The 20,091-nt window shown below is 68.2% G+C and carries 13 protein-coding genes; 6 read left to right on the top strand and 7 right to left on the bottom strand.

The window, feature by feature from the left end; translation table 11 throughout:
- Nucleotides 1-35 precede the first annotated feature (35 nt).
- Nucleotides 36-3,461 carry a TM0106 family RecB-like putative nuclease gene (locus tag A5752_RS25935; RefSeq protein WP_067092049.1) on the top strand — a complete coding sequence of 1,142 codons (3,426 nt, stop codon included), beginning with the start codon at nucleotides 36-38 and terminating at the stop codon, nucleotides 3,459-3,461.
- A complete protein-coding gene (locus tag A5752_RS25930) occupies nucleotides 3,458-4,810 on the top strand; it encodes an FAD-binding oxidoreductase (RefSeq protein WP_067092047.1) in 1,353 nt (450 codons plus the stop codon). Before A5752_RS25935 ends, A5752_RS25930 begins: the two co-directional genes overlap by 4 nt.
- Here the strand turns inward: A5752_RS25930 and A5752_RS25925 are convergent.
- Both A5752_RS25925 and A5752_RS25920 read right to left on the bottom strand, forming a co-directional pair.
- Nucleotides 4,807-6,660, bottom strand: coding sequence for an MFS transporter (locus A5752_RS25925; RefSeq protein WP_067092045.1), 1,854 nt, complete (start codon nucleotides 6,658-6,660; stop codon nucleotides 4,807-4,809). The genes A5752_RS25930 and A5752_RS25925 overlap by 4 nt on opposite strands.
- 82 nt (nucleotides 6,661-6,742) lie before the next feature.
- On the bottom strand, nucleotides 6,743-8,035 hold the full coding sequence (locus tag A5752_RS25920) for a multidrug effflux MFS transporter (RefSeq protein WP_067092089.1): 1,293 nt from the start codon (nucleotides 8,033-8,035) through the stop codon (nucleotides 6,743-6,745).
- A 141-nt stretch (nucleotides 8,036-8,176) separates the two neighbouring features.
- On the opposite strand from A5752_RS25920, the gene A5752_RS25915 reads away from it, so the two are divergent.
- From A5752_RS25915 to A5752_RS25905, 3 genes are all read left to right on the top strand, one after another.
- Entirely contained in the window at nucleotides 8,177-8,929 is a 753-nt protein-coding gene (locus A5752_RS25915; protein WP_067092043.1) for a hypothetical protein, read from the top strand.
- A 207-nt stretch (nucleotides 8,930-9,136) separates the two neighbouring features.
- Nucleotides 9,137-12,928 carry a multifunctional oxoglutarate decarboxylase/oxoglutarate dehydrogenase thiamine pyrophosphate-binding subunit/dihydrolipoyllysine-residue succinyltransferase subunit gene (locus A5752_RS25910; protein ID WP_231983524.1) on the top strand — a complete coding sequence of 1,264 codons (3,792 nt, stop codon included), beginning with the start codon at nucleotides 9,137-9,139 and terminating at the stop codon, nucleotides 12,926-12,928.
- 246 nt (nucleotides 12,929-13,174) lie between these two features.
- The gene (locus A5752_RS25905) at nucleotides 13,175-14,005 is read left to right on the top strand and encodes an SDR family NAD(P)-dependent oxidoreductase (RefSeq protein ID WP_067092039.1); all 831 of its coding nucleotides are present in this window, start codon (nucleotides 13,175-13,177) and stop codon (nucleotides 14,003-14,005) included.
- Nucleotides 14,006-14,009: 4 nt separating this feature from the next.
- Here A5752_RS25905 and A5752_RS25900 read toward each other — a convergent pair whose 3' ends face one another.
- Genes A5752_RS25900 through A5752_RS25890 form a run of 3 tightly spaced genes read right to left on the bottom strand, consistent with a single transcriptional unit; the run spans nucleotide 14,010 to nucleotide 17,082 of the window.
- On the bottom strand, nucleotides 14,010-14,861 hold the full coding sequence (locus tag A5752_RS25900; RefSeq protein ID WP_067092086.1) for a glycine betaine ABC transporter substrate-binding protein: 852 nt from the start codon (nucleotides 14,859-14,861) through the stop codon (nucleotides 14,010-14,012).
- Entirely contained in the window at nucleotides 14,858-16,042 is a 1,185-nt protein-coding gene (locus tag A5752_RS25895) for an NAD(P)-dependent malic enzyme (protein ID WP_197500733.1), read from the bottom strand. The genes A5752_RS25900 and A5752_RS25895 overlap by 4 nt, the downstream gene beginning before the upstream one ends.
- A gap of 50 nt (nucleotides 16,043-16,092) precedes the next feature.
- Nucleotides 16,093-17,082, bottom strand: coding sequence for a malate dehydrogenase (locus tag A5752_RS25890; protein WP_067092037.1), 990 nt, complete (start codon nucleotides 17,080-17,082; stop codon nucleotides 16,093-16,095).
- A 137-nt stretch (nucleotides 17,083-17,219) separates the two neighbouring features.
- Between A5752_RS25890 and corA the strand changes: the two genes are divergently transcribed.
- The gene (gene corA / locus A5752_RS25885) at nucleotides 17,220-18,308 is read left to right on the top strand and encodes a magnesium/cobalt transporter CorA (RefSeq protein WP_067092035.1); all 1,089 of its coding nucleotides are present in this window, start codon (nucleotides 17,220-17,222) and stop codon (nucleotides 18,306-18,308) included.
- Here corA and A5752_RS25880 read toward each other — a convergent pair.
- Both A5752_RS25880 and A5752_RS25875 read right to left on the bottom strand, forming a co-directional pair.
- On the bottom strand, nucleotides 18,305-18,898 hold the full coding sequence (locus A5752_RS25880) for a suppressor of fused domain protein (protein WP_067092033.1): 594 nt from the start codon (nucleotides 18,896-18,898) through the stop codon (nucleotides 18,305-18,307). The genes corA and A5752_RS25880 overlap by 4 nt on opposite strands.
- On the bottom strand, nucleotides 18,895-20,088 hold the full coding sequence (locus tag A5752_RS25875; protein ID WP_067092030.1) for an ABC transporter ATP-binding protein: 1,194 nt from the start codon (nucleotides 20,086-20,088) through the stop codon (nucleotides 18,895-18,897). Before A5752_RS25875 ends, A5752_RS25880 begins: the two co-directional genes overlap by 4 nt.
- Between the last annotated feature and the right edge of the window lie 3 nt (nucleotides 20,089-20,091).

Here is a 20,091-nt window from a genome sequence, read left to right as displayed (position 1 = left end):
GTTGAGATGTCGCCCGGGTCACATACAGTGGCAGCGTGTTCGTGGCCTCCGAGGGCGCCGAAACCCGCGTCATATACAGCGCATCCGATCTCGCAGCGGCAGCCCGCTGCGAGTACGCGCTGCTGCGCGCGTTCGACGCGAAACTCGGCCGGGGTCCGGCGGTCGCGGTCGAGGACGAGCTGCTGGCGCGCACGGCCCAACTCGGCGACGACCACGAACAGCGGCATCTCGAGCTGCTCCGCGACGGTGCCGACGTCGCGATCATCGGCAGGCCGCCGTACACGGTCGAGGGGCTGACCGCGGCCGCCGACCAGACGCGACGCGCCGTCGACCGCCGCGCCGAGGTGATCTACCAGGCCGCGATGTTCGATGGCCGGTTCGTCGGTTTCGCCGACTTCCTGATGCTGGAGCAGGGCCCCGACGGCGAGCGGTATCGGTTGCGCGACACCAAGCTCGCGCGGTCGGTCAAGGTCGAGGCGCTGCTGCAGTTGGCGGCATACGCCGAAGTGCTCACCGCCGCGGGCGTGCCGGTCGCCGACGAGGTCGAGCTCGTTCTCGGCGACGGCGCCACCGCGACGTATCGCATCGACGAACTGCTTCCCGTGTATCGCCCGCGGCGCGAGGCCCTGCAGCGCCTGCTCGACGACCACTACGTATCCGGGGCTCCGGTCGATTGGGCCGACGAGAGCGTGCGCGCGTGTTTCCGCTGTCCCGAGTGCGCGGCCCAGGTGAGGGCCAACGACGATCTCCTGCTGGTGGCGAACATGCGGGTGAGCCAGCGGGCCCGCCTGCTCGACGCGGGCATCACCACGGTCGCCGAACTCGCCGGCCACGAGGGTCCGGTGGCCGAGCTGTCGACCCGGACGTTCACCGCGCTGCGCGACCAGGCCCGGTTGCAGCTGGCCCCGCGGGTCGACGGAAAGCCGCCGTACCAGGTCGTCGACGCCCAACCGTTGACGCTGCTGCCCGATCCCGACAAGGGCGACCTGTTCTTCGACTTCGAGGGCGACCCGCTGTGGACGGCGGACGGTCACGAATGGGGCCTGGAGTACATGTGGGGCGTGCTCGAGGTGGGCGGCGGGTTCCGCCCGCTGTGGGCGCACGACCGCGCGAGCGAGCGCAAGGCCCTCGCGGACTTCCTCAAGCTGGTACGCCAGCGCCGCAAGAAGTATCCGAAGATGCACATCTACCACTACGCGGCGTACGAGAAGAGCGCGCTGCTGCGGTTGGCCGGGCGCTACGGCGTCGGCGAAGACGAGGTCGACGACCTGCTGCGCAGTGGCGTCCTGGTCGACCTGTATCCGTTGGTGCGCAAGAGCATTCGCGTGGGCACAGAGAACTACAGCCTGAAGTCGTTGGAGCCGCTGTACATGGGTTCGGAGTTGCGCGACGGCGACGTCACCACCGCGACGGAGTCGATCACGATGTATGCGCGGTTCTGCGAGATGCAAGCCGCGGGCCGCAAAGACGAAGCCGCGAACATGCTCAAGAAGATCGAGGACTACAACCGCTACGATTGTCGCTCGACACACCGCCTGCGCGACTGGCTGATCAAGATCGCGATCGAGTCGAGCATCCCGCCGCTGGGCCCGCAACCCGTCAAGCAGGGTGTCGCCGTCGAGGACACCGACGAGCTCGCCCACACGTTGATGGGTTTCGCCGGAGACGGTGTGGCCGAGCGGACTCCGGAGCAAACGGCCGTGGCGTTGATGGCCGCCGCCCGCGGATACCACCGCCGCGAGGACAAACCGTTCTGGTGGGCGCATTTCGACCGGTTGAACAGCCCGGTCGACGAATGGGGCGACACCAGCGACGTGTTCCTGGTCGACACCGACCGAACCACCGTCGTCAAGGACTGGCATCTGCCGTCGACGCGCGCCCGCAAGAAGCAGCGGTGGCTCGCGCTGACCGGGACGTTGGAGGGCGGGAGCCTCAGCGGAGAGGTGTTCGCGCTATATGAACCGCCGTCGCCTGCGGGCATGGCGGACAACGCGGACCGGCGCGCCGCAGGCAATGCCGACGTCATCGAGATCGACGATCCGACCGTACCCACCCGGGTGGTGATCTGCGAACGCGAAACCCCTGCCGGGACGTTCACCCAGACGCCGTTCGCGCTGACGCCACGAAACATCGTGGGCACGAAGAAGTTACGCGAGTCGATCGACACCGCTGCCACCGAGATCGCCGCGACGCTTCCGGACCTTCCACCCACCGCCGTCGTCGACGTGCTGTTGTGCCGACCGCCTCGTACCCGCAGTGGCGCACCGCTGCCGCACACCGGCGACAACACCGCCGACATCACCACCGCGGTGCTCGATTTGGACTCGTCGTATCTCGCGGTGCACGGCCCGCCGGGAACCGGCAAGACGTACACCGCGGCCCGCATCATCGCCCGCCTGGTCAACGACCACCAGTGGCGTGTCGGCGTGGTCGCACAGTCGCATGCGGTGGTGGAGAACCTCTTTCGCGACCTGATCAAGGCCGGGGTGGATTCCGCGCGCATCGCCAAGAAGGACTGTCCCGACGACGTCGGATGTCAGGCGATCGACAAGGACGAGTACGCAGCATTCATCGCCGATCACGCCGGGTGTGTCATCGGCGGCACCGCATGGGATTTCGCCAACGACACCCGCGTCGAGGCCCGCAGCCTCGATCTACTGGTGATCGAGGAGGCGGGACAGTTCTGCCTGGCTAATACCATCGCCGTGGCCAGGGCCGCCGACAACCTCATGCTGCTCGGCGATCCGCAGCAGCTGCCGCAGGTCAGCCAGGGCCACCACCCAGAACCGGTCGACGCATCGGCTTTGGGCTGGCTGGTACAGGAAAACCGCACGCTGCCCGGGGAACTCGGTTACTTCCTCGACCGGTCCTATCGGATGCACCCCGCGGTGTGCGCGCCGGTCTCCCGGCTGGCATACGAGGGCAAACTGGGTCCGGCGAAGGACGGCCCCGCGGCCCGGCGCCTCGAGGGCCAGGATCCCGGCGTGCGTGTGGTGCCGATCCCCCACGACGGCAATTCCACGAGCAGCCCCGAGGAGGCCGAGGCGATCGTCGCGGCGACGCGGATGCTGCTCGGCAGCGCCTGGACCGACGAAACCGGCACCCGCCCGCTGGCGCAGAGCGACGTGCTCGTCGTCGCGCCGTACAACGCTCAGGTGCTGCTGCTGCGCGAGTATTTCGGGGCGGCCGGACTGCCCGACGTCGCGGTCGGCACCGTGGACAAGTTCCAGGGCAGGCAGGCGCCCGTGGTGTTCGTGTCGATGACAGCGTCGTCCATCGACGATGTACCGCGCGGAATATCGTTCCTGCTCAACCGGAATCGGCTCAATGTCGCGATCAGCCGCGCCAAGTATCTCAGCGTGATCGTCCGCTCCGAGGCGCTCACCGAGTATCTACCCGGCACCCCGGACCGCTTGATCGAGTTGGGCGCGTTCCTGTCGCTGGGCGCCGCCAGGTCATGAGCGTGATCGAGCGGCTGGCCGAGATCGTCGGGAAAGCCTATGTCAGCACCGATCCCGACGTGCTTGCGGCGCGCGCCGTCGACCACACGGGGCGCTACCGCGGCCGGGCCGGCGCCCTGGTGCGGCCGGGTTCTGCCGACGAGGTCGGCGCGGTGCTGCGGGCCTGCCGCGACGCCGGCGCTTTTGTCACCGTGCAGGGCGGCCGGACATCGCTGGTGGCCGGCACGGTTCCCGAGCACGACGACGTGTTGTTGTCCACCGAGCGGTTACGGAACATCGGCGCTGTCGACATCGCCGAACGTCGAATCTCGGTGGGCGCGGGTGTGACTCTGGCCGAGGTGCAACGGGCGGCCGACGACGCGGGCCTCGTGTTCGGCGTCGACCTGGCTGCACGCGACACCGCCACCGTCGGCGGAATGGCCTCGACGAACGCCGGCGGACTGCGCACCGTCCGCTACGGCAACATGGGCGAGCAGGTGATCGGGCTGGGCATCGCACTGCCCGACGGTTCGGTGGTGCACCGGCACAGCCGTGTTCGGATGGACAACACCGGCTACGACCTGGCGTCCCTGTTCGTCGGCGCCGAAGGCACTCTGGGCGTCATCACCGCGCTCGATCTGAGGCTGCACCCCGTGCCCGCGCACCGCGTGACCGCGATCTGCGGGTTCTCCGACCTCGACGCACTGGTGGCGGCCGGTCGCGTCTTCCGCGACCTGGACGGCATCGCCGCGCTGGAGTTGATCGACGCGCGGGCCAGCGCGTTGACCGCCGAGCACGCCGGCGTGCCCGCACCCGTCGACGGCGCCTGGCAGCTGCTCATCGAGCTGGCGGGCGACACCGACCAGACCGAGCGACTGGCCGATGCGATCGAGGGAACGGATCTGTCCGGCGAGCCCGCTGTCGGCGTCGACACGGCCGCACAGCAGCGGCTCTGGCAGGTGCGCGAGGCCGTCGCCGAGGTGCTCGGCGTGTACGGTCCGCCACTGAAATTCGATGTCTCGCTTCCGCTTTCGGCAATCTCGCCGTTCGCGTCCGAAGCCGTCGACGTCGTCTCTGCCCATGCACCCGAGGCGATCCCCGTGCTGTTCGGGCACGTCGGCGAGGGCAACCTGCACCTGAACCTCGTGCGTTGCACCCTCGAGAACGAGGTCGAACGCGCGTTGTACGAGTCGATGATGGACCTCATCGCGCGCATGGGCGGCAACGTCAGCTCCGAGCACGGCGTCGGCACCCGCAAGCGGGCCTACCTTCCGATGTCGCGCACCGACGCCGACATCGCGGCGATGCGGACCGTCAAGGTGGCGTTCGACCCGTCCGGCTACCTCAACGCCGCGGTGCTGTTCGACTAGCGGTCGAGGTCGTCACTCTGGGCATGCCGCCCGTTGGACCGCTCAGCCCGGCCCGTCCGTTCGCGACGACCGTCGCGCGGATAGGCCCGCGGCTTGTCGTTCACATGCAAACCGTTGTGCGTCAAGCCGATCGGCTCGTCGACGGGTTCGGGAGGCTGCGCGGGCGGATCGTCGGCGAGCAGCTGATCGAGTATCGCGCGCCACGACTCGTCGGACTGCTCGGTCGGCCGCTCGTCACGAGAAGCCAACGGCGCGGTCGTCGCCTCCCGCTCGGCGGGGACCCACGACGCGGCACCGGTGTCATCCCACCTGATCGTGTACTCGACGTAATCGTCGTCGTCGTCGAAGGTTTCGTCGTCGTCCTGCGCGACCTCGGGCGCCGCGTCGTCGAGCGGCCGACGGGCGTAGCCGAGCAGGAACACCGCGGCGATCACACCGAACAGCGCGACGAATGCGGGCAGTAAAAGCGACTGCGCCATGGCGGCCGCGAACGGCGTGTGCAGGAACGACGGCAACTGTGTCGCGCCGGCCTCCCCCTGCGCCGAATCGCCCGCCCACGGCGGCATTTCGGAGTTGACCTGCCACGTCATGAATGCGGCCATGCTGGCGCTGCCCAGCACGGCGCCGACCTGGCGGGTGGTGTTGTAGACGCCCGACCCCGCACCGGCCAACCGTGCGGGCAGGTTGCGGGTGGCGGTCGCGGCCAGCGGCGACCAGATGAATGCCATCCCGACGCCCGTGGCGGTCAGCGGCAGCACCAGTCGCCAGATCGGGGTGTCGGGCGCCATGTCCAGTGACAGCCACGTCATCGCGATCGCCAGCACCGAGAAGCCGAATCCGACCACCGGGCGGGGATGCCACCGGTCGACGATCCGCCCGACGATCGGTGCGAGCACACCTGTCGCGATCGCCATCGGGGCGGTCAGCAGCGCCGAGCGCGTCGGCGAGAGCCCGCACACCGCCTGCGCGTAGAACATGACCGGCACGATCATGCCCGTCACCACGAACCCGATCGTCGCGACGCCGAAGGTCGACAGCGAGAAGTCGCGGTCGCGGAAGATCTCGAGCGGCAGCAGTGGGTCGTTGCGGTTGGCCGACTGCCAGAACAGGAACGCGGCCACCACCCCGGTGCCGAGCGCCATCAGGCCCCACACCCAATGCGTCCACCGGTGCGCCTGCCCCTCCTGTAGGGCGAACACGATCAGGAACAGCCCGACCCCCGACAGCAGCACCCCCGGTACGTCGAGTCGCTGGCGCTGGCGCGGCAGCTCGGGCACCAACCGCATCGCCAACGCCACGCCCACCACGCCGATCGGCACGTTGACGAAGAAGATCCACTGCCACCCGAGCGCGTCGACCAGCACCCCGCCGGCCAGCGGACCCACCAGCGTCGCGACTCCGGCCGTCGCACCCCACACGCTCATCGCCACGCCGCGCCGGTCGGCGGGGAAGATCCTGGTCACGGTCGAGAGGGTCTGCGGCGTCAGCAGCGCCGCGCCCACACCCTGCACGACCCGCGCGGCGATCAGCATGCCGATCGTGTGCGACAGCCCGCACCACAGGGAGGCGACGGTGAACACCGTGAGGCCCAGCAGATAGAGGTTCTTCGGCCCGAACCGGTCGCCGAGCCGTCCCGCCACCAGCAACGGAACCGCGTAGGCGAGCAGGTAGGCGCTGGTGACCCACAGGACGGCGTCGTAGCCGGCGTCGAACCTGGCCATGATCGACGGATTGGCGACCGCCACGATGGTCGCGTCCACCAGGATCATGAAGAAGCCGACCATCATCGCCCACAGCGCATGCCACGGGTTCGATGACGCGTTCTGCCTGGTGAAAAGGGTTGAGAGCATCCTGGGTCGACTAGCACTCGGCGATCCCGCCGACGCTACGGAGCGTTGCCGGTCCCTGGAGGCGGGACCGCGCTGCCGGACGTCAGGCGGGTTCGGGCACGACGTCGTCGCTGACGTCGTATTCGGAGTCACCCGCGCGTTCGGTCGCCGACACACCGACGGCCATGAGCGCGAGCAACGCGATCACCATACCCACCGTCATCACCGCGGCCAGAGCGAACTCGTTGTTGCCGAGGGCCCCGACGAGGGGGGCGATCGCGGCGCCGAGCCCGAACTGTGCGGCGCCCAGCAGAGCGGCCGCCGTACCCGCGGCGTCGGGATGCCGCGTCAGCGCCACCGCGGGCGCGTTCGGGATGACCAGACCCATCGCCGCCAGCACCACCCACACCGGGATGACGAACCCGACCAAACCGCCGATGTCCGCGAGTGCGATCCCGACGAAGACCGCACCGCCGAGCGAAGCCACCGTCAACGCCCACAACACGATGGTCTGCGGCGTGTAGCGGCGCAGCAGCAGGACGTTGCACTGCGTGGCGCCGATCAGCGCGATCGCACCGGCACCGAAGACGAGCGCGAAGGCCTGCTGATCGAGCCCGTAGCGACCCTGCAGCACGAACGGCGCGGCGGAGATGTAGGCGAACAGCCCGGACATGCCGAGGGCGGCGACCAGGACCAGCACCACGAAGCGCGCGTCGCGCAGCAACTCGACGTAGGTCGCCGCGATGCCGCGCACCTTCAGCGGCCGGCGATGGGCGATGGGCAGCGTCTCGGGCAGCGCCGTCGCCGCCACCAGCAGCAACACGCCGGCGATCAACACCAGCGCGGCGAACACCCAGTGCCATGAGGCCTTCAGCAGGACCGCGGCGCCCAGCGACGGCGCCAGCACGGGCGCGACGCCGAGAACCAGCATCAGCCGCGACATGACCGTGGCCGCGACGGAGTCGGTGAACAGATCGCCGACGACGGCGATCGCCACCACCATGCCCGCGGCCGCGCCCATCCCCTGCAGGCCGCGGGCCACACCGAGCACCTCGATGTTGGGCGCGAACAGGCACGCCAGCGAGGCGAGCATGTGCAGCACGATTCCGGCCATCAGCGGCCGGCGGCGGCCCAGCGAGTCCGAGAGCGGGCCCACGACCAGCTGGCCCAGCGCCAGACCGAGGACCGTCCCGGTCAACGTCAACTGCGCGACCGACGACGACACCCCGAGTTCCTCGGCGATCCTCGGTAGCGCGGGCAGATACATGTCGATGGTCAGTGGACCGAGCGCGACCATGACGCCCAGCACGACGATCATCCGGATCCGGCTGGGAGTCTTGCCCTCCTGGAGGGGAGTCGGGGCAGTCGTCAGATCCACAGCCGGTGATGGTGCCATGAGAACGATCAGCATCACTTCTCATTAATTTCTTCCCGCTCTCGCAGACAGTGAGCGCGATCACGGCCGGGCACACCGGGTGGCCACCGTTCGTTGGACTAAGCGATAGCCTGGAACGAGTCGTTCGGACAGGAGGCCCATATGAGTGCCCGGTCGAAGGCCAAGAGCCAGTTACCGGCGGTCAACGACGGGTCCGCCGACGATCCAAGCGTTGCCGCCAAGGTGCTGTCGCAGATCATCGAGAGAGGCGCGCGCGTCCAGGGCCCCGCGGTGAAGGCCTACGTGGACCGCCTGCGCAAGCAAAGCCCGGATGCGTCACCCGCGGAGATCATCTCCAGGCTCGAGAAGCACTACCTCGGCGCGGTGATGGCCAGCGGCGCGGCCGTCGGATCGGCCGCGGCGTTCCCGGGACTCGGGACGTTGGCCGCCGCGTCGGCGGTCGCGGGCGAAACCGTGGTGTTCCTCGAAGCGACGTCCGTGTACGTGCTGGCCGTCGCCGAGGTGCACGGTATCCCCGCCGAACACCGGGAACGGCGACGCGCCCTGGTGCTGTCGGTGCTCGTCGGTGAGGACAGCAAGCACGCGATCGCCGACCTGATCGGCCCGGGCCGGACCAAGGGCGCCTGGATCGCCGACGGCGCGGCGACGCTGCCGCTGCCCGCGGTGTCACAACTGAACTCACGCCTGCTGAAGTACTTCGTCAAGCGCTACACACTCAAGCGCGGGGCGATCGCGTTCGGCAAGCTGCTGCCCGTCGGCATCGGGGCCGTCGTCGGCGGCGTAGGAAATCGCCTGATGGGCAAGCGCATCGTGGCCAACGCACATAAGGCGTTCGGCACCGCGCCACCGCGATGGCCGGCGACACTGCATGTGCTGCCGGCGCCGCGCGACTGAATGCACCGCGACGACCGCGACGACCATAAAGCCGTTGTCGTGGTCTGGCCGTTGCTTCGGCGCTAGCCTTTAGGCGGCGGAATGCGGGGTAACCGTAGAGAACCTGGCGAGCGTTGAGATGCGCTCGCGCGAAGCGAAGAATCGAGGCGAGTAGCTACCGTGAGCTCACCTTCACCATTCGGACAGAACGAGTGGTTGGTCGAGGAGATGTATCGCAAGTTCCGCGAGGATCCCTCGTCGGTAGATCCCAGTTGGCACGAATTCCTCGTCGACTACTCCCCTGAGCCGACCACCGAGAGTCAGGCTCAGGGCAACGGCCAACGTTCCGCGGGGCCGGTGAGCCCGCCGGAGCCCGCGCCGGCCCCCGCGCCCAAGCAATCCGACGGCAACGGCGCCGCCCGGCCCGCGAAGGACAAGTCGGAAACCAAGACCTCGGAAACCAAGACCGAGAGCGCACCGAAATCGTCGGCGCCCACCAAGACGCCCGCGGCCAAGCCGAAGGAGTCGGCTCCCAAGGAGTCGAAGGAGTCCAAGGCGCCGGCCAAGGAATCGGCCAAGGAGTCGGCGGCCAAGGACAAGGGCTCCGACGACAAGGATTCCGGCGGCGAGGAGACCCAGGTGCTGCGGGGCGCCGCGGCGGCCGTCGTCAAGAACATGTCGGCGTCGCTGGACGTGCCGACCGCGACCAGCGTGCGCGCCATCCCGGCCAAGTTGATGATCGACAACCGGATCGTCATCAACAACCACCTCAAGCGGACCCGCGGCGGGAAGATCTCGTTCACCCACCTCATCGGGTACGCGGTCGTGCAGGCGGTCAAGCAGTTCCCGAACATGAACCGCCACTTCGCCGAGATCGACGGCAAGCCGAATGCGGTGACGCCCGAACACGTCAACCTGGGGCTCGCGATCGACCTGCAGGGCAAGGGCGGCAGCCGCCAGCTCGTGGTGGCAGGCATCAAGGGCTCAGAGAACCTGTCGTTCGGCCAGTTCATCGCCGCCTACGAGGACATCGTCCGCCGGGCCCGCAACGGCAAGCTGACCGCCGAAGACTTTGGCGGAGTGACGATTTCGTTGACCAATCCCGGCACCATCGGCACTGTGCACTCCGTGCCGCGGCTGATGCGCGGGCAGGGCGCGATCATCGGCGTTGGCGCGATGGAGTACCCGGCCGAGTTCCAGGGCGCGAGCGAGGAGCGCATCGCCGAACTGGGTGTCGGCAAGCTGGTCACGCTGACGTCGACCTACGACCACCGCATCATCCAGGGTGCGGAGTCGGGTGATTTCCTGCGCACGGTCCACCAACTGCTGCTCGACGACGACTTCTTCGACGAGATCTTCCGCGAGCTCGGCATTCCCTACGAGCCGGTGCGGTGGCGCACCGACAACCCGGACTCGATCGAGGACAAGAACGCTCGCGTCATCGAGTTGATCGCCGCATATCGCAACCGCGGCCACCTGATGGCCGACATCGACCCGTTGCGGTTGGACAAGAACCGGTTCCGCAGCCACCCCGACCTCGACGTGCTCACCCACGGGCTGACGCTGTGGGACCTGGACCGCGAGTTCAAGGTCAACGGGTTCGCCGGTGCACAGCAGAAGAAGCTGCGCGACGTGCTCGGCCTGCTGCGCGACTCGTACTGCCGCCACATCGGCGTCGAGTACACCCACATCCTCGAGCCCGAACAGCAGCAGTGGCTGCAGGACCGCATCGAGAAGAAGCACGAGAAGCCGACCGTCGCCGAGCAGAAGTACATCCTGAGCAAGCTCAACGCGGCCGAGGCGTTCGAGACGTTCCTGCAGACGAAATACGTTGGCCAGAAACGGTTCTCACTGGAAGGTGCGGAGACCGTCATCCCGACCATGGACGCGGTGATCGACCAGTGCGCCGAGCACGCGCTCGACGAGGTCGTGATCGCGATGCCGCACCGTGGTCGGCTCAACGTGTTGGCCAACATCGTCGGCAAGCCCTACTCGCAGATCTTCTCGGAGTTCGAGGGGAACCTGAACCCGTCGCAGGCACACGGTTCCGGCGACGTGAAGTACCACCTGGGCGCCACGGGTCGATTCATTCAGATGTTCGGCGACAACGACATCGACGTGTCGCTGGTCGCGAACCCGTCACACCTCGAGGCCGTTGACCCGGTCCTCGAGGGACTGGTGCGCGCCAAGCAGGACATGATCGACAAGGGCGACGGCGACGGTGAGGGGGCGGGCGCGTTCAGCGTCGTGCCGCTGATGCTGCACGGCGACGCCGCGTTCGCCGGTCAGGGTGTGGTCGCCGAGACGCTGAACCTGGCGCTGCTACGCGGATACCGCACCGGCGGGACGATCCACATCATCGTCAACAACCAGATCGGTTTCACCACATCGCCCGACGACGCCAAGTCCTCGGAGTACTGCACCGACGTCGCGAAGATGATCGGGGCGCCGATCTTCCACGTCAACGGCGACGACCCCGAGGCCGCGGCGTGGGTGGCCCGGCTCGCGGTCGACTTCCGGCAGAAGTTCAAGAAGGACGTCGTCATCGACATGCTGTGTTACCGCCGCCGCGGGCACAACGAGGGCGACGACCCGTCGATGACGCAGCCGTCGATGTACGACGCGATCGACGTCAAACGCGGTGTGCGCAAGAGCTACACCGAAGCGTTGATCGGCCGCGGCGACATCTCGATGAAAGAGGCCGAGGACGCGCTGCGCGACTACCAGGGCCAGCTGGAACGCGTCTTCAACGAGGTGCGCGAACTCGAGAAACACGAGATCGAACCGAGCGCCTCGGTGGAGGCCGACCAGATGGTGCCCGCGGGGATGAACACCGCGGTGGACAAGTCGCTGCTGGCGCGCATCGGCGATGCGCATCTGGCGCTGCCCGAAGGCTTCAACGTGCATCCGCGCGTCAAGCCGGTGCTGGAGAAGCGCCGCGAGATGGCCTACGAGGGCAAGGTGGACTGGGCGTTCGCCGAGCTGCTCGCGCTCGGCACGCTGATCGCCGAGGGCAAGACCGTGCGGCTGTCGGGTCAGGACACCCGCCGCGGCACGTTCACCCAGCGGCACTCGGTGATCATCGACCGCAAGACGGGCCAGGAGTTCACCCCGCTCGATCTGCTGACCGTCGACAAGGACGGCAACCCGACCGGCGGCAGGTTCATGGTGTACGACTCGCCGCTGTCGGAGTTCGCGGCCGTCGGCTTCGAGTACGGCTACTCGGTGGGCAACCCCGACGCAATGGTGTTGTGGGAGGCGCAGTTCGGCGACTTCATCAACGGTGCGCAGTCGATCATCGACGAGTTCATCAGCTCGGGTGAGGCCAAGTGGGGCCAGCGCTCGGACGTCGTGCTGCTGCTGCCGCACGGACACGAGGGCCAAGGCCCGGACCACACGTCGGGTCGCATCGAGCGCTTCCTGCTGCTGTGGGCGGAGGGGTCGATGACCATCGCGATGCCGTCGACGCCTGCGAACTACTTCCACCTGCTGCGGCGCCACGCCCTCGACGGCATCCACCGGCCGCTGATCGTGTTCACGCCGAAGTCGATGCTGCGGAACAAGGCCGCCGTCAGCGACATTCGCGACTTCACCGAGCAGAAGTTCCGGTCGGTGATCGAGGAGCCGACGTACACCGACGGCGACGGCGATCGCAATCAGGCCAAGCGGATGCTGCTGTGCAGCGGCAAGCTCTACTACGAGCTGGCCGCACGCAAGAAGAAGGATCAGCGCGACGACGTGGCGATCGTGCGCGTCGAGCAGCTCGCCCCGCTGCCGCGCCGGCGGCTGGCCGAGACGCTCGACCGGTACCCGAACGTCGAGCAGTACTTCTGGGTGCAGGAGGAGCCGGCGAACCAGGGCGCGTGGCCGACGTTCGGTCTGACGCTTCCCGAGGTGCTGCCCGAGAAGCTGACGGGCATCACGCGAATCTCGCGGCGGGCGATGTCGGCGCCGTCGTCGGGTTCGTCGAAGGTGCACGCGGTCGAGCAGCAGGAGATCATCGACGAGGCGTTCGCCTGAGGCACGAAGGCGGACGCCGAGGAGACGACAACCGGCACGAGGCGTTCGCCTGAGGCACGAAGGCGGACGCCGAGGAGACGACAACCGGCACGAGGCGTTCGCCTGAGGCACGAAGGCGGACACTTGAGCGCTCGCCTGCTTGACGGGTTGATCCCACGCGGCTGCTGCGCGGGATCAACCCGTTAGAGGGCGAACCCGCGGTACCGGCTAACCTCGACGCGAGTCAACCGACACGAGGGAGTGGTAATGCAGGGCTTCGCCGGAAAGGTCGCCGTGGTCACCGGCGCCGGGTCGGGTATCGGACAGGCGCTGGCCATCGAGCTGGCCAAGTCGGGCGCGAGCGTCGCGATCAGCGATGTCGACACCGAGGGCCTGGCGGCCACCGAAGAGCGAATCAAGGCGATCGGCGCGCCGGTGAAGACCGACCGCCTCGACGTCACCGAACGTGAGGCCTTCGAGCTGTACGCCGACGCGGTCGTCGAGCACTTCGGCAAGGTCAACCAGATCTACAACAACGCGGGCATCGCGTATGTCGGCGACGTCGAGGTGACGCCGTTCAAGGACATCGAGCGGGTGATGGACGTCGACTTCTGGGGCGTCGTCAACGGCACCAAGGCGTTCCTCCCCCACCTGATCGCCTCGGGCGACGGGCACGTCGTCAACGTCTCCAGCCTGTTCGGCATCTTCTCGGTTCCGGGTCAGGCGGCGTACAACTCGGCGAAGTTCGCGGTGCGCGGGTTCACCGAGGCGCTGCGTCAGGAGATGCAGGCGTCGGGGCGTCCGGTCAAGGTGACGACGATCCATCCCGGCGGGATCAAGACAGCGATCATGCGCAACTCGACCGCCGCCGAGGGCGTCGACCGCGAGGGCCTGACCAAGACGTTCGACACCAGGCTGACGCGGACCACCCCCGAGGAGGCCGCGAAGATCATCCTCGACGGCGTCCGCAAGAACCGGGCCCGGGTGCTGGTCGGCGCCGACGCGAAGGTCCTCGACGTGATCGTCCGGATCACCGGGTCGGGCTATCAGCGACTGTTCTTGGGCGTGGTCAAGCGACTCGTGCCCAACGCGCACTGACGCGTCACGAGTCGCCGAGCGGGTGTTCGGCGAGGAACGCATCGGCCACATGGCCGGGGTCCCCGCCGTCGGCCACCGCGGCGCGCATCTCCGCCAGCGCGGCGGTGTCCAGCACGCCGGCCACCTCGTTGAGCGCGAGCACCTGTGACTCGTTGAGTTCGTTGCGCCGCGACAACGGCACCAGGTTCTCCGCGCGGATCAGCGACGTGCGGTCCGACAGCATCAGCAGCTCGGTCGGGATGCCCGGCGCCGCCGTTGTCGTCCACGCCGCCGGGAACCGGCCCGACCGCACGGCGTCGAAAACCGCTTCGCTGTCAGGCAATTCGGTCACCTTCGGTTTGCACGGCCCGATCGCGGACGGCCGGGGCGCCTCGGCGACCGCGGCGACGGTCAGCCCGTCGCAGTTGCGTACCGCAGCGGTGACGTCGCGTCCGTCCCACTTCTCGGCTGTCGACTTCGCCACCGCGAGCGCGGGCTTGTCCTCCGCCGACGTGGTGTAGTCGCCCGCGGCGACGCCCTCAGGCAGCGCCGAGACCATCTCCCGATACACCTGCGTCGGCGCACGTGCGGTCGCCTCGGGGTCGAACCTGTGCAGCAGCCGGCCGGTGAAACCGGGCACCACCTTGATCGCGCCGGAGTCCAGCTCGGCCAGCGGATCGTCCTCGATCTCGACGTGCGCCGCGCTGCCGTAGGACCGCAGCGCAGCGGCGTAGAGGTGGGCGATCAGCGTTGACTCGGGATCGGCCGTCGCGCCGACTGCTATCGACGGTCGCTCGGTCTGCCCGCCGCACGCGGCGCAGCCCGCCACGATCACCGCGACGAGCGCCAGCGCCAACCGCCGGCCCACGCGGGTCAGCCTTCCGACGCCTCGGCCACCGCCTGCGCGACGGCGGGCGCGACCCGGGGGTCCAGCACGCTCGGCACGATGCGATCGGGCGCCAGGTCGTCGCCGACCACCGAGAAGATCGCCTCGGCGGCCGCGACCTTCATCCGCTCGGTGATGCGTCGCGCTCCGGCGTCGAGCGCACCGCGGAACACGCCGGGGAATGCCAGCACGTTGTTGATCTGGTTCGGGAAGTCGCTGCGCCCGGTGGCGACGACGGCCGCGTACCTGCTCGCATCGTCGGGATGGATCTCGGGATCCGGGTTCGACAACGCGAACACGATCGAGTCCGGCGCCATCGAGGCGATCAGGTCGGCGGGCACGACGCCGGCGGACAGCCCGAGGAACACGTCGGCGCCCTCGAGCGCCTCGGCGATTCCCCCGGTCAGTCCGCGCGGGTTGGTCGTCTGCGCCAGGTCGGCCTTGTAGGAGTTCAGGCCCTGCCTGCCACGGTGCACGATGCCCTGGGAGTCGAGCAGCGTGATGTCGCTGACGCCCGCCGCCATCAGGATCTTCGCGCACGCGACGCCGGCCGCCCCGGCTCCTGAGACCACCACCCGAAGCGATTCGATCTTGCGGTCGACGACCTTGGCCGCACCCAGCAGGGCGGCCAGCACGACAATCGCCGTGCCGTGCTGGTCGTCGTGCATGACCGGGCAGTCCAGCGCCTCGACCAGGCGCCGCTCGATCTCGAAGCACCGCGGCGCCGAGATGTCCTCGAGGTTGACGGCGCCGAACGTCGGGCGCAGCCGGACGAGGGTCTCGACGATCTCGTCGGTGTCCTTGGTGTCGAGCACGATCGGGATCGAGTCGAGGTCGGCGAACGCCTTGAACAGGGCGCTCTTACCCTCCATCACCGGTAGCGACGCGGCCGGTCCGATGTCACCGAGCCCCAGCACCGCGCTGCCGTCGCTGACGACCGCCACCATCCGGCTGGCCCAGGTGTAGCGCGCGGCCAACGTGTGGTCGGCGGCGATGGCCCGGCTGACCTGGGCCACGCCGGGGGTGTACGCGACGGACAGCGCACGTTCGGTGTCGAGGGCCGCGTTCAGCGCAACCGAGAGCTTGCCGCCTACGTGGGCAGCGAAGATCTCCTCATCGCTGAGGACGATATTGAATCCGTTCAAAGGAAGGTCTCTCACCGCTTGCGACACGGCGCCCAGGTTAACGACGAACTGGTAGGTAACCTAATCGCCCGCTCGCCTCAGATCAGGCCGAGGTCCGTGACCGCCTTGCGCTCGTCGGCGAGCTCGGCCGTCGACTTGTCGATGCGGCTGCGCGAGAAGTCGTCGATGTCCAGGCCCTGCACGATCGACCAGTTGCCGTCCTTCGTCGTCACCGGGAACGACGAGATCAGGCCCTCCGGGACCCCGTAGGAACCGTCGGAGACCACCGCCATCGACACCCAGTCGTCGGCGGGGGTGCCCAGCAGCCAGTCGCGGGCCGCGTCGACGGTCGCCGAGGCGGCCGACGCGGCCGAGGAGGCGCCGCGGGCGTCGATGATCGCCGCGCCCCGCTTGGCGACGGTCGGGATGAAGGCGTTCTCGATCCAGTTCTGGTCGTTGACGGCCTCGGCGGCGTTCTTGCCGCCGACCTCGGCGTGGAAGATGTCGGGGTACTGAGTGGCCGAGTGGTTGCCCCAGATCGTCATCTTCTTGATGTCGGTGACCTTGGCGCCGGTCTTGCGGGCCAGCTGGCTGATGGCGCGGTTGTGATCGAGGCGGGTCAGCGCCGAGAACCGCTCCTTGGGGATGTCGGGGGCGTTGGTCATCGCGATCAGCGCGTTGGTGTTGGCCGGGTTACCGGTCACCCCGATGCGCACGTCGTCGGCAGCGACCGAGTTGAGCGCCTTGCCCTGGGCGGTGAAGATCGCGCCGTTGGCCTCGAGCAGGTCGCTGCGCTCCATGCCCGGGCCGCGGGGGCGGGCGCCGACGAGCAGCGCCAGGTTCGCCCCGTCGAAGATCTTGTTCGCATCGGAGCCGATCTCCACGCCCGCCAGGAGCGGGAACGCGCAGTCGTCGAGCTCCATCACCACACCCTCGAGCGCCTTGAGCGCGGGCTCGATCTCGAGCAGCCGGAGCTCGATCGGCCGGTCGGGGCCGAGCAGCGATCCGCTCGCGAGGCGGAACAGCAGGCTGTAGCCGATCTGGCCGGCGGCACCGGTGACTGCGACCTTGAGGGGAGTTGTGCTCACGTCAGATGCTCCTTGCACAGATGTACGTTGCCCGCGCCGCGGGCGGATTGCGGTCGGGAACGAAACTAGCAGGCAGCCGACCGGCCCAGCCGCGTAGCATCGACCACGGCCGACAACGTCCTGGGGAGAGGGACCCGATGCCGTCGTTTCGTGCGTTACCTCGTACCCGGACGAAGGCGGGGGCCGGGGCCGACGGTGCCGATCAGGCACCGATCGAGAACGCGACCGTCGACTGCGGCATCTACTGTTCGGGCACCCGGCAGGCCGGCACACTCGGACCCGCTGAGGCACTGGACAAGGTGCGCGAACTACAGCGCGAGGACAAGAACGCGTTCGTCTGGATCGGCTTGCACGAGCCCGACGACGAGCAGATGCAGTCGGTCGCCGATGTGTTCGGGTTGCACTCGCTGGCCGTCGAGGACGCCGTGCATGCGCACCAACGCCCGAAGCTCGAACGCTACGACGACACCTTGTTCCTGGTGCTCAAGACGGTCAACTACGTCGAGCACGAATCGATGGCCAAGGCGCGCGAGATCGTGGAGACCGGCGAGATCATGATCTTCGTCGGCGAGGCGTTCGTGGTGACCGTGCGGCACGGCGACCACACCGGCCTGGCGGGCGTGCGCAAGGACCTGGAGTCCTCCCCCGGTTCGCTCGAACTCGGCCCGTACTCCGTCATGCACGCGATCGCCGACCACGTCGTCGACAGCTATCTCGATGTGACCTCGCTCGTGGAGGCCGACATCGACGCGATGGAAGAGGATGTCTTCTCGCCGAACCGGCCGACCAACATCGGCAGCATCTACCTGCTCAAGCGGGAGGTCGTCGAATTGCGCCGGGCCGTCTACCCGCTCACGCTGGCGCTGCAGCGGATCCTCTCCGATCACAACGACCTGATCTCGGTCGAGATCCGGCGGTACATGGGCGACGTGTTCGACCACAACACCCAGGCCTCCGACCGCATCGCCGGCTTCGACGAGATGCTCACGTCGCTGGTGCAGGCCGCTCTCGGCAATGTCGCGATGCAGCAGAACACCGACATGCGCAAGATCTCGGCATGGGTCGCCATCGCCGCGGTTCCGACCGCGATCGCAGGCATCTACGGCATGAACTTCGAACACATGCCGGAGCTGGCGTGGTCGTGGGGGTATCCCGCGGTGCTGCTGTTGATGGCGACGGTGTGCACGCTGCTGTACCGCACGTTCCGCCGCAACAACTGGCTCTAGCTCGGTTTGGCCGCCGGGCGTGCGGGATCGAGCACGTCGACACCGTCCTGCTGCCACGCCTCGCGCATCGCGTCGGCGCCCTTGAGCCGCACCCACGCCGCCTCGGTGGGGGTGATCGGCGTGGCGGCCAACACCTTCACCGGCTCCAGCGGCGCGGTCAGCGCGACGTCGTCGATCATGCTGTCGCTCAACAGGAAAGCCGTGAACGGCGAGGATTCCCACAGCGGGGTCTCGAGGTCGATCAACGCGTCGGGCGCCAGGACCAGCCCCTCCACCGCGGGCGCGGCCGCCACGATCGCGATCGCCCGGTGCAACCCCCGCGGCGACGGTCCGCGCAGCGCGACCGTCACCTCCGCACGCGGACCGTGCAGCGCGTCGGTCACCATCTCGGTGGGGTCGAACATCGGATGGCGCGAACAGCCAAGCGACACATAGTGAACGACGCCGTCGGGGTCGGGGCCGAAGCGCAGCACGTCGATGGTCTCGGTGCCCAGGAACGTGACGTTGGCTTCGTCGGGTTCGGCGTCGATGCCCTGACGCGCGAAGTGCTCGAGCAGGTGGGCGCGAACCGTCGCGGGAACGTCGATCACTCGGTCGGCGAGGCGGGTGAGTCGGTGTCGGGCAGGCTGAGGTTCTTACCCGACTCGGGATCGAACACCACCAGCTTCGAGGTGTCGAAGGCCAACTGGATCGTATCGCCTTGGCGGGCCGTCGAGTCGACGGAAACCCTCGCCACAAACTCGTTTTCGCCGACGCCCGATTCCGCGGCCAGCTCGGCCAGCTGCGCCGACCGTGCACCGGCGCCCTCGGTCTTGAAGTGGAGGTACTTGTCGGCGCCCAGCGACTCCACCATGTCGACCGTGACGTCGAAGATCAGGGCGCGGATCCGCGCGTACCCGTCGAGCACCGCGGCGTCCTCGAAGTGTTCGGGCCGGATGCCGACGATCACGTTGGTCGGGACGTTGCGGCGGGCCAGCAGGTCGTGGTTTTCCTGCGTGAGGGTGACCTCGCCGAACGGCAGCCGCACGCCGACGTCGGTGATCGTCGCGGGGAAGAAGTTCATCGCGGGCGAACCGATGAAACCGGCGACGAACAGGTTCGCGGGCCGGTTGTAGAGATCCTCGGGAGTTCCGATCTGCTGGGCCACCCCGGCGAGCAGCACCACGACGCGGTCGCCCAATGTCATGGCCTCGGTCTGGTCGTGCGTGACGTAGACGGTAGTGGTGCCCAAGCGGTCCTGTAGGCGGGCGATCTCGGCACGCATCTGCACGCGCAGCTTCGCGTCGAGGTTCGACAGCGGCTCGTCCATCAGGAACGCCTTGGGATCGCGCACGATCGCGCGGCCCATCGCGACGCGCTGGCGCTGACCGCCGGAGAGCTGTCCGGGCTTGCGATCCAAAAGCTCGCTCAGGTCGAGAATTTTCGCGGCCTCGTCGACCTTGCGGGCGATCTCGTCCTTCTTCAGCTTGGCCAGCGTGAGCGGGAACGCGATGTTCTGCCGGACGGTCATGTGCGGATACAAGGCGTAAGACTGGAACACCATCGCGATGTCGCGGTCCTTGGGCGCCTTCTCGTTGACGCGCTCCCCGCCGATGCGCAGTTCACCCGAGGTGATGTCCTCGAGCCCCGCGATCATGTTGAGCGTGGTCGACTTTCCGCATCCCGACGGACCGACGAGGATGATGAATTCGCCGTCGGCGATCGTCATCGACAACTCGTGGACGGCCGTCGCGCCGTTGGGGTAACTCTTCGTCACCCGGTCCAACACAATTTCGGCCATGGA

It is taken from the genome of Mycobacterium sp. 852002-51961_SCH5331710 (assembly GCF_001665535.1).
GTDB lineage: Bacteria > Actinomycetota > Actinomycetes > Mycobacteriales > Mycobacteriaceae > Mycobacterium.
This window is presented reverse-complemented; position numbering and strand designations above follow the sequence as displayed.